13 protein-coding genes are annotated in these 13,630 nt (G+C 36.7%); 12 read left to right on the plus strand and 1 reads right to left on the minus strand.

The genetic code is table 11. The annotated features are described in order from the left end of the window. The first annotated feature begins 171 nt into the window (after positions 1–171). The 9 genes from hemE to ASO14_RS02795 all read left to right on the plus strand — a co-directional run bounded on the left by hemE (position 172) and on the right by ASO14_RS02795 (position 10,426). Positions 172–1,209: a uroporphyrinogen decarboxylase gene (gene hemE, locus ASO14_RS02755; RefSeq protein WP_068451115.1), complete on the plus strand. Its 1,038-nt coding sequence runs from the start codon at positions 172–174 to the stop codon at positions 1,207–1,209. Between the two features lie 24 nt (positions 1,210–1,233). Then, positions 1,234–2,169, plus strand: a complete 936-nt coding sequence (gene hemH, locus ASO14_RS02760; RefSeq protein ID WP_068451116.1) for a ferrochelatase — start codon at positions 1,234–1,236, stop codon at positions 2,167–2,169. Positions 2,170–2,188: 19 nt separating this feature from the next. Beyond that, positions 2,189–3,610, plus strand: coding sequence for a protoporphyrinogen oxidase (gene hemG / locus ASO14_RS02765; RefSeq protein ID WP_197409936.1), 1,422 nt, complete (start codon positions 2,189–2,191; stop codon positions 3,608–3,610). 169 nt (positions 3,611–3,779) lie between these two features. After that, positions 3,780–4,733 carry a YncE family protein gene (locus ASO14_RS02770; RefSeq protein ID WP_068451121.1) on the plus strand — a complete coding sequence of 318 codons (954 nt, stop codon included), beginning with the start codon at positions 3,780–3,782 and terminating at the stop codon, positions 4,731–4,733. After that, entirely contained in the window at positions 4,730–5,410 is a 681-nt protein-coding gene (locus ASO14_RS02775; protein WP_068451123.1) for a response regulator transcription factor, read from the plus strand. Before ASO14_RS02770 ends, ASO14_RS02775 begins: the two co-directional genes overlap by 4 nt. After that, on the plus strand, positions 5,407–6,804 hold the full coding sequence (locus tag ASO14_RS02780) for a sensor histidine kinase (RefSeq protein WP_068451126.1): 1,398 nt from the start codon (positions 5,407–5,409) through the stop codon (positions 6,802–6,804). The genes ASO14_RS02775 and ASO14_RS02780 overlap by 4 nt, the downstream gene beginning before the upstream one ends. Further along, a complete protein-coding gene (locus tag ASO14_RS02785) occupies positions 6,801–7,187 on the plus strand; it encodes a FixH family protein (protein WP_068451129.1) in 387 nt (128 codons plus the stop codon). The genes ASO14_RS02780 and ASO14_RS02785 overlap by 4 nt, the downstream gene beginning before the upstream one ends. Positions 7,188–7,307: 120 nt before the next feature. After that, positions 7,308–7,877 carry a TetR/AcrR family transcriptional regulator gene (locus ASO14_RS02790; RefSeq protein ID WP_068451132.1) on the plus strand — a complete coding sequence of 190 codons (570 nt, stop codon included), beginning with the start codon at positions 7,308–7,310 and terminating at the stop codon, positions 7,875–7,877. A gap of 68 nt (positions 7,878–7,945) precedes the next feature. Next, the gene (locus ASO14_RS02795) at positions 7,946–10,426 is read left to right on the plus strand and encodes a YhgE/Pip family protein (RefSeq protein WP_068451134.1); all 2,481 of its coding nucleotides are present in this window, start codon (positions 7,946–7,948) and stop codon (positions 10,424–10,426) included. Between the two features lie 224 nt (positions 10,427–10,650). Here ASO14_RS02795 and yhfH read toward each other — a convergent pair whose 3' ends face one another. Next, positions 10,651–10,776 (minus strand): protein YhfH, encoded by a 126-nt coding sequence (gene yhfH, locus ASO14_RS14835; protein WP_082701353.1) that lies wholly within the window; start codon positions 10,774–10,776, stop codon positions 10,651–10,653. 142 nt (positions 10,777–10,918) lie between these two features. On the opposite strand from yhfH, the gene ASO14_RS02800 reads away from it, so the two are divergent. Genes ASO14_RS02800 through ASO14_RS02810 form a run of 3 tightly spaced genes read left to right on the plus strand, consistent with a single transcriptional unit; the run spans position 10,919 to position 13,626 of the window. After that, entirely contained in the window at positions 10,919–11,911 is a 993-nt protein-coding gene (locus ASO14_RS02800) for a lipoate--protein ligase (RefSeq protein ID WP_068451137.1), read from the plus strand. Positions 11,912–11,930: 19 nt separating this feature from the next. Next, positions 11,931–12,635: a response regulator transcription factor gene (locus tag ASO14_RS02805; RefSeq protein WP_068451140.1), complete on the plus strand. Its 705-nt coding sequence runs from the start codon at positions 11,931–11,933 to the stop codon at positions 12,633–12,635. A 1-nt stretch (position 12,636) separates the two neighbouring features. Beyond that, a complete protein-coding gene (locus ASO14_RS02810) occupies positions 12,637–13,626 on the plus strand; it encodes a sensor histidine kinase (RefSeq protein ID WP_068451143.1) in 990 nt (329 codons plus the stop codon). Positions 13,627–13,630 lie beyond the last annotated feature (4 nt).

The raw sequence follows: 13,630 nt of genomic DNA on the forward strand, positions 1-13,630 counted from the left end.
TGTCAAAAAAAAGACAAGATTTGAAAAAGTTTTTTTGACAAAAAGGTTTTGAAACTATACTTTAATATATGAAAAGTCTATAGTGAAAATGGATATCAATATAGAACAGACGATTTACATGAAGTGAATCAAAAGTAAAAAGATGAACTGAAGGAAGGGCAGGCTAATCAATTGACGAAATTTAATGATACACTTTTACGCGCAGCAAGAGGCGAACAGACAGAACATACACCGGTATGGTATATGAGACAGGCAGGACGTTCACAGCCAGAGTACCGTAAAATTAAAGAAAAATACTCTCTTGAGGAAATTACACATCAACCAGAGTTATGTGCATACGTCACACATTTACCAGTGCAAAATTATGGTGTAGATGCAGCAATTTTGTATAAAGATATTGTGACACCACTACCAGGCATGGGGATAGATGTGAAGATTGAAGCAGGAATCGGTCCTGTTATTTCAAATCCAATTCGTTCTGCAAAAGACGTCGATACACTACGTGAATTCAATCCCCAAGAACATGTGCCTTTTGTATTGGATACAATTAAGCTACTGACGACAGAACAATTGAATGTACCATTAATCGGTTTTGCAGGTGCACCATTCACATTAGCAAGCTATATGATTGAAGGTGGCCCATCGAAAAACTATGCGAAAACAAAAGCCTTTATGGTGTCTGAACCACAAGCTTGGTTTAAATTAATGGATAAATTAGCAGATATGATTATTATAGATTTAAAGGCGCAAATTCAAGCGGGTGCAAAAGCCTTCCAAATTTTTGACTCGTGGGTAGGTGCTTTAAATCATGAAGACTATCAAATTTTTATTAAACCGATCATGACACGTATTTTCACAGAATTAAAAGATGAAGGTGTTCCTTCAATCTTATTCGGTGTAGGTGCAAGTCATTTAGTAATGGATTGGAATGAGCTACCTGTTGATGTAGTTGGTTTAGATTGGCGCTTACCAATTAAACAAGCCCGTCAAATGGGGATTACAAAACCGCTTCAAGGTAACTTAGATCCAACATTATTACTAGCAGATTGGTCTGTATTAGAAGCTCGTACAAAAGATATTATCGATCAAGGATTAGAAATGCCAGGTCATATCTTTAACTTAGGACATGGTGTATTCCCTTCAGTAAATCCAGATGTTCTAAAACGTTTAACAGCATTTATTCATGAATATAGCGCATCAAAGAAATAACAATAACTTTATGAGGTGATTGAGATGAAAAGAAAAGTTGGTTTATTAGTAATGGCGTATGGTACACCAGAAAAAGATGAAGATTTAATCCCTTACTACACACATATTCGTCGCGGTCGTCGTCCAAGCGATGAACAAATTGAAGATTTACGTGAACGTTATCAAGCGATTGGTGGTATTTCACCACTTGCAAAAACGACACTTGAACAAAGTGAAGCACTTGTAAATCGTTTAAACGAGATGCAAGACGAAGTGGAATATAAACTATATCTTGGCTTAAAACATATCGCACCATTCGTAGAAGATGCAGTAGAAGATATGGTGAAGGACGGTGTAGAAGAAGTGGTATCAATCGTACTAGCACCTCACTTCTCATCATTCTCAACAAAAGCATATCACACACGTGCTATGGATAAAGCGAAAGAGTTAGGTAGTTCAATGAAGTTCTATACAGTGGATAGCTGGTATAAAGAAGAAAAATTCTTACAATACTGGACTGAAAAAATTAATGAAGCTTTCGCTGATATGACAGAAGAAGAACGTGAAACAGCGTGCTTAATCGTATGCGCACACTCATTACCACAACGTATTATCGAAATGGGTGACCCATACCGTGACCAAATGTTTGATACAAAAGATATTTTACAAAAGCGTACGGGTGTGAAAAATGTAGAGTTTGGTTGGCAGTCAGCTGGTCAAACACCAGAGCCATGGTTAGAGCCAGACGTACAAGATTTAACACGCGACCTTTATAACGAAAAAGGATATCGTTCATTCGTGTATACGCCAGTAGGTTTTGTAGCAGAACATTTAGAAGTTCTATACGATAATGACTACGAATGTAAAGTGGTATGTGATGAGTTAGGCGCAAATTACCGTCGTCCAAAAATGCCAAATGCAGATCCATTATTCATTGATGGATTAGCTGATGTTGTAACAAGAAGATTAGCTGAAGCTTAAAAAGAAAGTGATGATTGATGTGACGAATGACAAGCGCAGGGTTGCAATCATCGGTGGAGGAATATCGGGATTAACCGCTGCTTATTATTTACAAGAGCAAGCAAAGTCAGCACAATTACCAATTGAGATTGTATTGATTGAAGCATCGCATCGATTTGGTGGGAAGATTCAGACCATCGTAGAAGATGGCTATCAAATTGAAAAAGGACCGGATTCTTTTACAGATCACAAAGGAACGGTCGCTACATTAGCGAAAAAATTAAAAGTTGAAAAACAGCTTGTTCGGAGTAAAGAAGAGCGGAAGTTTGTGGCGGTGAATGAAGAATTGCACGCAGTTCCAAAAGGTGTGCAATTCGGTATTCCAACAGAGATGACACCCTTTTTGACATCGGACTTGGTGTCTTGGAGTGGTAAAGCACGAGCTACATTCGACTTTTTACGTCCACAAGGAAAAATGACAGAAGATCAATCACTTGGACAGTGGGTGAGACAGCGATTAGGTGGCGAAGTACTAGAGAACTTGACCGAACCTTTGTTGTCGGGGATTTATAATGGAGATATCGACGAACTAAGTTTACAAGCGGTATTACCCTTTCTCTCTACACACAGTAAAACTTCAAGTGGCTTGATTCAAAGTATGAAGTCTTACACTCGTTCTTCGGACTATTTAACAGACGCAGAACAAAGTTTTTCGTTCGTAGGAGGACTTGAGACATTCGTTGATGCATTGATTCATGAATTAACTGAAGTGAAGCTAAAAAAGAGTGTTCGTGTAACGAATATTCAAAAAAGCAATCATCAACTCTTACTATCATTAAATAACCAAAGTTCAATTAAAGCAGATGCGGTAATTATCGCAACATCTCATACAATTGCGCAGTCGTTATTTCATGAAAAACAACTTTTACAAGAACTAGATGGTATCCCATTGAACACAGTAGCTACTGTTTCTTTAGCTTTTGATGAAACTCAAATTGCTCATCATTTTACAGGAACGGATTTTGTTGTATCACGTAATAATGATCTATCTATTACTGCGGCTACATTTATGAATCGTAAATGGCAAGGTACGGCACCAAATGGTAAAGTATTAATCAAAGCTTACATTGGACGCGTAGGCGATGAAGCCATTGTTGAGTTATCCGATAAAGGAATTGAAAAAGTCGTGTTGCAAGATTTACATCGTTTAGTGGGGATTACAGGCGCGCCTGAAAAAGTGATTGTGACGCGCTATAAAAATGCTATGCCACAATATACGATTGGACATTTAGAGCGCGTGCGAAAATCGAAAGAATCTTTATATGAAGCTTACCCAACAATTCGTTTGATTGGGAATACCTATGATGGCATTAGTATTCCAAAATGTGTTCGTCAAGCAATTGAGAGTGCGGAGCAAATTATGCAAGAGTTAAAAGATTTGCCATCCTTTGTAATCGAATAAAAGAGTCTTAAAAAAACAGGAGAGGACAGCAGAGTGTTTGCTGAAAGCTCTTGTTTTTTTATTTAGTAAATTTACGGAATGTGAACCTTATGCGAACGATTGAAAATATGAAGTACATTTCATTGTTTTTTCACATATTCCATATAAAATAAGGGACAGGAGGGTTGTTATGAAAAAAGTAGGTATACTGTCATTATTATTGTTGCTTGCTGTACTAACAGCCTGCAATCGAACAGATTACAAAGGAATTTCAAAAGATGAACCCTTTATCGCTTCAGTGAATATTGGTGAACCATCTATTGATTTTATTCGGCCTAATGGTGAAAAAATCGAAACATGGGATTTAAAAGAAGCATATACTGGAGCTACATTGGTTGGTGAACATGCAATTCTTTTATATGGTAATCAATTAGAACAAGCTGATTTAGTGAATCTTGATACGGGTGAGATTCAAAAGAAAATTGATGTATCAAAAGGTGCTACGAATGCTTACTATGATGATGCAAACAAAACTTTTTATATAGCGAATAGTGGCTTAAACGAAGTAACTGCCTATAATCAAAAGGGTGAACGTATTCAGACAATGAAAACAGGGAAGTATCCAATGGCGATGTTAGTGGAAGACGGTCATTTATACGTGGTGAATTTTAAAGATACGTTTATTTCTGTATTCAATACAACGACGAAAAAATTAGAAAAGAAAATACCAATTCCAAAGTCGTCACATGGATTAGACTTTGTTGATGGTGAACTCTGGTTAGGTGGACATGGAGCAGGTGAAAAACCAAATACACATGTATTAAAAATCAATCCAAAGACTTCAAAAGTTGTTGGAAAGATGGATTTACCAATTATGCCAATCGCTTTTGCAAAGTTAGATGAACGTGAATTTGTACTCAGTCATGGTGAAAGTATGCTCTATGAACTGAATGAGCAACAACAAATTAGTTGGGAACAAGAGATTGGCTCAAATCCATTTGCAGTCGAAGCTTTTCAAAATCAAATTGTCGTTGCAGGGTATGACGATCAAACACTTTATTGGGTGAAAGACCATCATATCGTGAAAAAAACAAAAGTAGGGCAAGCACCATTTCAACTTTTAGTAAGGGAGAATGTCAAATGAACGTATTAATTGTAGATGATGAAAAGGAAATGCGTCATCTGATTTCGATTATGCTTCACCAAGAACATATTCAAACCTACCAAGCCAGTGGCGGACAAGAGGCATATGATATTTTAGACCGTCAACCCATTGACCTCATCTTATTAGATGTCATGATGCCAGATGAAGATGGTTTTGAAGTGTGTCAGAAAATACGTAAGAACTCAGATATCCCAATTATCTTTTTAACAGCGAAAGATGCAAATGCCGATAAAGTGCGTGGACTACGATTAGGTGGAGATGATTATATGGTAAAGCCCTTCACTGCTTCCGAGTTAATCGCACGTATTCAAGCAGTTTTACGTCGCTACCAACCACAACAAGATGTAACACATACACAAATTATTCAGCGCGGTAATATTTGCCTAGATGAAATTGCGAGACGTGTGACAGTGGAAGGTAGAGAAATTCCACTTACACTAAAAGAATTCGATTTACTACATTTATTTATGAAACAACCGAATATTGTTTATACACGCGAACAATTACTCGAGAAAATTTGGTCGCTTGATTATGATGGTGGTACACGAACAGTCGATACACATATTAAAACATTGCGCTTAAAGCTTGGAAAAGAATATAGTCGTCTGATTCAAACAGTTTGGGGTATTGGCTATCGCTTTGAGGAACAACGATGAAAAAAATCTCCACGAAGATTTGGGTGTTTGTATTAGCCACAGTAGCAGTGACGGTTCTATTTATGTATGGTTTAACTAATTTTTTATACGAAAGATTGTATGTAAAAGATGCAGAAAACTCCATGATCGAAATCGGTGAAAAGCTTTCAAAGATGTATACAGGTGGTAAAGTAACAGACGAATTAATCGACAATGTAGACAGTTATAATACATATGCGAATGTCAATGTATTTGCTGTACGAAATCCACGTGAATTGAGTGCCTGTGTCCCATTTGATATTGATTATGATACGTTAATTGGACCAGACGAACGACATGAATTGTTAAAAGGGAATATCATTACGAAGCAAGGATATGAAAAGCGATTTGATCGTCAAGTGATTTCTGTTGTGATTCCGCTTGTAGATGAAAAAAGGCTAGAAGGGATTTTATATCTCTATTTCCCACTGGAAAAAATTACAGAACTTGCTTCAAAAGAAGTTGTTTTTTTAATTTGTTCCGCAATTGTCTTTTTAATTTTGATTAGTTTCATTATATTCAAAGGAATACGTGTTATTATGAAGCCACTACAATCGCTTCAATATGCAGCAAAAGAAATGGCGCAGGGGCATTATCAAACGCGTGTCATGAGTACATCAAAAGATGAAATTGGACAATTAGCACAAACTTTCAATGAGATGGCACAAGCAATTGAAGAAGAAGATCAGAGACAGCGCCAATTTTTAGAGAATGTGTCACACGAATTGCGTACACCGATTAGCTATATTAAAGGGTATGGTGAGACATTACTTACAAGTAATACATCTGAACAAGAGCGTAACGACCAACTAGCATTAATTGTTCGAGAAGCAGGACGTATGGAAAAGTTGACGAATGAACTACTACAGTTATCACGTACGACTGAACAAAAGGAAACATTGCAGCTGTATCCACTACCATTATCTGAAACGATTCGAGAAGTAGTGCATATGCTTGAGGGACGTGCGAAACAAGCTGATATTACGATTCATACGAATCTAGACGATCATGTGATTGTGAATGCAGATGAACTGCGCATGAAACAAATCTTGATTAATTTACTTGAAAATGCGATTCGCTATTCAAATGAAGGAACATCTATTTATGTACGAAGTTATGAAGTAGAGAATCAAGCGTGTATTGAAGTTGAAGATCATGGAATTGGTATTCCAGAACAAGATTTACCACATATTATGGAACGTTTCTATCGTGTGAATAAGGCGAGAAGTCGTGCAGATGGAGGAAGTGGTCTCGGTTTATCAATTGTTCAACAGTTAGTAACAGCACATGGTGGACGTGTTCAAATTGAGAGTGTTTTGAATGAAGGGACGACTATACGCATATTCCTACCATTAATGGAGGAGATGGAAGAATGAAAATTCGAATGATGTTGGCTGCATTCTTTCTCCTTCTTCTTTCGGGTTGTTCAATAGAAGAAGATCCAGTAGAAGCAGACCAGACGATTGCGGCAGTACAGGTTCAATTTATCAACCCAGATGAATTTAAGAAAAAAGAGATTCCGTTAGAAGTTGAAGTGACACAAGACAAAAAGCCTGTGGAAGATGCAAGTTTTGTACGATTTGAAATTTGGCGAGATGGTGAGCGAAAAGATAGTCGTATGATTGATGCGAAACATATAGGAGAAGGTCACTATACTGCGCAGGCTACAGTAAAGAAAAAAGGCGTATATTATGTCTATGCACATACAGAAGCACATGGTCTGCACATTATGCCAAAACAAAAAATTGAAGTACAATAGAAGATAAGAAAAAGAATATATTTAGTGCTTGCTAAATTCGTTATGTAGGTATAAAATAAATGACTAGATGACCGAAATCGGTTTCTGGTCATTTTTACTTATTATAAGGGGTGTGAGGAAATGGATCGTCGACATGAAATATTGGTCGCGGCAAATAAGTCTTTCACATTATTCGGCTATAAAGCTACAACGATGGATCAAGTGGCGCGTATGGCGAATGTTGGGAAGGGAACTATCTATACATTTTTCGAAAATAAAGACGTACTGTTTCAAGAGATTGTGATGGGTATGATTGAAGAAATGAAAAACGAAGCAGAGCGTATTATTAATCCAAATGTTAGTTTTTTAGAAAATACACATCAAATTTTAATGAAGCTCTTACAATTTAGGGATGTACATAAACTTTATGCGAAGCTTGTAGAAGAAGGTCATGCACTTCGCACACCACAAGTAGAAAATGTCCTAAAAAAAATCGAAAACGAAATCTTAACGTATATTTCAAGTAAGATTCAAATTGCCATTGATAAAAAAGAAATCAAACCATGTAATCCTGAGCATGTTGCATACTTAGTTTTTAAAGTTTATTTATCTTTTGTTGTAGAATGGCCAGAAACACATGACGAAGAACTTGATGAACATACAATTGTAGATTTATTTAAAAATACACTCTTTGGTGGTTTAACACCATAGAGTCTTTTTAAACAATGGAATGACTGTATGAGGTTTTTAGTCATTAAGTATTTAGGAGGAAAACGGAATTGATTAAAGCAGAGTGGACGAAAATATTCAAAAATAAAATGATGCTCATTTCATTAGTAGCAATTTTATTTGTTCCAATCATTTACGCTGGTATGTTCCTATGGTCTTTTTGGGATCCATATGGTCATTTAGATCGGCTACCAGTTGCAGTTGTGAATCAGGATCGCGGTGCAACAGTTGATGGGAAGAAATTAAAATTAGGCGATGAATTGACAGATGAATTACTCGATAAGAAAAATTTGAACTTTAAAGTAGTTTCTGAAAAAGAGGCTGAAAAAGGAATGGAAGATCGTACATATTATATGACGATTCGCATTCCAAAAGATTTTAGTAAAAATGCAGGTACTTTATTAGAAGATAAACCTGAAAAACTAAAAATTAAATATACACCGAATGAAGGAATTAACTTCTTAGGAAGTCAAATCGGTAAGAGTGCAATTGAAACGATTCGTACAGAGGTAAATGAAGAAGTATCAAAAACATATGCTGAGCAACTTTTTAAAAACATTGCTAAATTGGGCGATGGATTCCAAGAAGGCTCAGACGGCGCTAAAAAATTAAAAAATGGTGCCGGAAAATTAAAAGATGGTGCGAATGAACTGAAAGACGGGATTGTTAGTGCCGAAGATGGAGCAAGCCAGTTAAACGACGGGGCATTATCAGCAAAAGATGGTGCAGGACAGTTAAGTACAGGAATTGCTTCTGCTGCAAAAGGTGCAACACAGTTAGGTGATGGTGCATTATCAGCGAAAGACGGAGCAAGCCAATTAAATAATGGAATTAGCTCGGCTTCAGATGGTTCAACACAATTACAAAGTGGTTCACAGCAATTAAAAGATGGAACAGCAACGCTTGTATCTGGTTTAGAAAATAACACATCGAATATCCAAGCATTGAATAACGGTGCACAAGCAGTCAATGATGGTGTAGGTTCTCTACAAAAAGGTTTAGGTGTGTTAGCGAACGGTTCACAATCTGTATCAGATGGTGTGACAGCGCTTGTGGATGGTTTAGGAGCCTTACCACAAACTGTATCAAAACTACAAAATGGTGTATCCGGTATTAATGATGGTGCAGCAAAAGTAGCAGCAGGTACAAAAAATGTAGCAGATGGAACAGCAGCACTTGAACAACAAATTGCGGCTTTAGAAATCCCAGAAGAACAGAAGGCCGTTTTACTTGCAACAGCGAAACAAGTGAGCGCAGGTGCAAAAGCTACAAGTGACGGAGCAGCAAGTTTAAGCTCTAATACAGCAGTATTAAATTCAGAAGTATCAAAAGTACAAGTGCCTGAAGCTGGCGATTTAAGTAAGTTGAAATCTGGTGCAGCACAAGTAGCAGAAGGCGCAGCTACAGCAAGTGATCAAGTGAAAAATAAATTAAAACCAGGTACAACGGAACTAGCAGCTGGTACAGAGAAGCTTGAACAGAATTGGGGTAGCTCGGTTGCAGGTGCTAAAAAATTAGACGAAGGTGCAGGTTCATTAAATACAGGAATCTCATCTCTAAATAATGGTCTATCAAAATTACAAACAGGTTCTAATAGTCTTGTATCTGGTTTAGGTGAACTATCAAACGGAGCATTTAAATTAACAGATGGTATGGGACAATTACAAACAGGTTCGACAAGTTTAGTAGCAGGTCTAGGTAAATTATCAAATGGAACAACGTCATTATTGAGCGGTACACTAAAACTAGAAGACGGTTCAGGTCAACTAGCTGATGGTACACAAGATCTTCAAAATGGCGCGAAAACATTACAAACAAAACTAGGTGATGCTTCATCAGATGTAGCAGATATCCATGCAACAAATAAAACATACAACATGGTAAGTAACCCAGTAGAAGTGGATAAAAAAGCAATCAACCATGTTGAAAACTATGGTACAGGTTTTGCACCATACTTTATCTCAATGGGATTACTTGTAGGTGGTATTGTTGTAACAGTCATCTTCTCAATTGTTCACCCAGCTATTCGTCCAACGAACGGAACATCTTGGTTCTTAAGTAAGACAAGTGTATTAGCTGTAGTTGGTTTATTACAATCTGTCATTGTTGTAAGTCTTGTGAAGTTATTCTTAGGTATTGAAGTTCAAAACTTAGGTGCTGTGTTCTTACTTGCACTAGTCGCAAGTTATACGTTCATGGCAATCATTCAAATGTTTGTAACACTATTCAATGATGTCGGTCGTTACATCGTACTTGTTCTAATGGTTATGCAATTAACATCAAGTGCTGGTACATTCCCACTTGAATTAATTCCTGAACCGCTACAAGCATTGAATAAATTCATGCCGATGACCTATACAATCCAAGCGTTCAAAGCAGCCATTTCAACAGGTGACTTTGACTTCTATTGGAAAAACATCGCCGTACTAGGTTCAATTATCGTCGTATGTTTACTTGTAACATTCGGTTACTTCCAATTACTATTTAAAAAACGCTATTCAGGTACACCAACTGAAGAAACACAAGCATAAAAATAAAAGCGTTTCTGCCTTTATATAGAAGGTAGAAGCGCTTTTTACATATGAAAAAACGCTTAGAGATTGGTTCAGAATCTCTAAGCGTTTTTGGATTTACTCCATAAAATTAAGCGACTTTATATAGGTTCATATTCTATGGTTCAGTATAGAATATGAACGGTAATGATTGAACTAGAAATATTTTGGGGAATTTCTAGCTCAGCACATAACAGTATTGATTACAGTGATTCACAATGATGGCAAGTGTTTGAGTAGCACTCACTTTGTTCTTCGATTTTCTCTCCACATTTGGCACAGTGTTTGTCCGGCAGGTTCTTGAAAAATTCTACAACGTTTTCTAACATTTGAATTCGCCTCCTAAGCAATCTGTTATATTACTGATTTGTTATTTAACATTGTATTATAATACAGATTGAAAAGTCAATACAAAACATAAAAAATAAAGTAAAATAGATGTGAGAACTTAAAAAAGGAGCTAACGAATCTATGTTATTCATTGATAATAAAGGGATTACAGACCCACGTATAAATTTAGCAATTGAGGAGTATGCACTGACAAATTTAGATGTAGAAGAGGGCTTACTACTGTTTTACATAAATCAACCGTCGATTATTATTGGTCGTAACCAAAATACAATCGAAGAAATCAATACGGACTATGTCGAAGAAAATGATATTATCGTCGTTCGTCGTCTTTCAGGTGGGGGTGCTGTATATCATGATTTAGGTAATTTAAACTTTAGCTTTTTAACAAAAGATGAAGGAGACAATTTCCAAAATTTTAAGAAGTTCACGCAACCTGTAGTAGACGCGCTAAATCACATGGGTGTAAAAGCAGAATTATCAGGGCGAAATGATATTTTAGCAGAAGGAAAGAAATTCTCAGGGAATGCGATGTTTTCAACAAATGGTCGTATGTTCAGTCATGGTACACTGATGTTCAATGCAAACATTGAAGAAGTTGTACGCGCTTTACGCCCTAAAAAAGAAAAAATGGAGTCAAAAGGTATTAAATCGGTTCGTTCACGCGTTACGAATATTATTGATTTATTAGATGACCAAACGGTTACAATCGAAGATTTCCGTTTAGAAATTTTACAGGCTATTTTTGGTGGAGAAGATCAAATTCGTTACTATGAACTAACAGAAGAAGATTGGAAAGCGATTCATAAAATTTCAGAAGAACGCTATCAAAAGTGGGAGTGGAATTACGGGAAGTCACCGAAATTCAATACACAGCGTTCGAAGAAGTTTGCATCGGGCTTTATCGACTTACACATTGAAGTGAAAAAAGGTATGATTGAAGATATTCAAATCTTTGGCGATTTCTTCGGTGTTGGTGATATGGTAGATTTAGAACAAGCTTTAAAAGGCGTTCGATATGAAGCGAGCGCTATACGAGAGGCACTTCAACCATTTGATTTACCAACTTACTTTGGTGGCGTGACAGAAGAAGAATTTGTACAATTAATGTATTAATAGAGAAGGAGGGGACAAAATGGACAAGCATCGTATTTTAATTGTAGAAGATGATTTGAAAATTGCTTCTATGCTTGCGGATACATTGCGAAAATACCATTATGAAGTCCAAACTGTACAGGCCTTTGACCAGATTGTAGAGGAATTTAAGGCCTTCTCTCCTCATCTTGTTTTGTTAGACATCAACTTACCTTCTTATGATGGTTACTATTGGTGTCGCCAATTACGACAATTCACAACAGTACCCATCATTTATATATCTGCTCGTTCGGGCGAAATGGATCAAATTTTTGCACTTGAAAATGGCGGCGATGATTTTATTACGAAACCATTTCACTATGAAATCGTACTTGCAAAAATTAAAAGTCATTTAAGAAGAACGTATGGTGAATATGCTTCAAAACAAGAGGAGAGAACCGTACAACAAGGGCAATTACAATTATTTTTAGAACGTATGGAATTACAAGTGAAGGATGAGATGATTCCTTTGCAGAAAAAAGAATGTGTCATTTTAGAGTTACTTATGAGTGAAGCACCAAAAGTTGTCTCTCGTGAACGCTTATTAGAAGAATTATGGGACGACCAAGCTTTCGTTGATGAAAATACGCTAAATGTAAATATGACGCGCGTTCGAAAAAAGTTAGCGGATTATGACGTACAGTCAACTATCGAAACTGTACGAGGAGCAGGTTATCGTTTCTTATTGCATGAGGAGGAGGCGTAGCATGGCAGCACTTAAGCTTTTCATTCGTGACCACGCTATTTTCTTCGTGTTCGAATTGTTTCTTGTAGCATTTATTCTGCTACTTTATTGGTTAGATGGCTTTCGTAATACGAGTACAGCTATTTACTCCATCATCGTAACGATTGTGTTTACGCTGACTTTTTTAGCTTTACGTTATATGATGCGCCAAGCATTCTATAAAAAAATTGTGCATTTACCAACGACGATGGATGATGCGCTTCAAAAAAATGCGAAAACAGCAGAAGAAGTACAAGTCGAGGAGTACATGCATGAGTTATATCGTATTTATCAGCTAGAAGCGCAAGAATTATATGCAAAACAAAATCGTCATCTTCAGTTTATGAATCAATGGGTACACCAGATGAAAACACCAATTGCAGTGATGGAATTGATGTTGCAAGAAGATGAACCACTCGATAAAAAAAGTACACGTGAAGAGATGGAACGCCTAAAACATGGTTTAGAAATGGTATTAATGAATGCACGATTGGATACATTTGAAGAAGATTTAAAAATTGAGCAAACACATTTGAAACAAATCGTGACAGAAGTCGTCAATCAACACAAACGCCTTTTTATCTCGAATCATGTCTTTCCAAGTATTGATGTATCAGATGATATTGAAGTACCAACTGATCCAAAATGGCTCAAGTTCATGATAGGACAGTTTTTAACGAATGCGGTGAAATATACGTTTGAAGATGGCAAAAAAGTATATATTTCAGCGATTCAACATGAAGAAGGAATTGCACTTCAAATTCGGGATGAAGGAATTGGTATTCCAGCGATGGACTTAAAACGTGTTACGAAAGCTTTCTTTACAGGAGAGAATGGTCGTAAAACGGGAGAATCGACAGGAATGGGGCTTTATTTAGCACAGGAAATCTGCACAAAATTAGGACATAAATTGACGATTGAATCAACGGTCGGAGAAGGAACAACAATTACCGTTTGTTTTAAATACGCTTAGAATG

This window comes from Kurthia sp. 11kri321 (genome assembly GCF_001534765.1).
GTDB lineage: Bacteria > Bacillota > Bacilli > Bacillales_A > Planococcaceae > Kurthia > Kurthia gibsonii.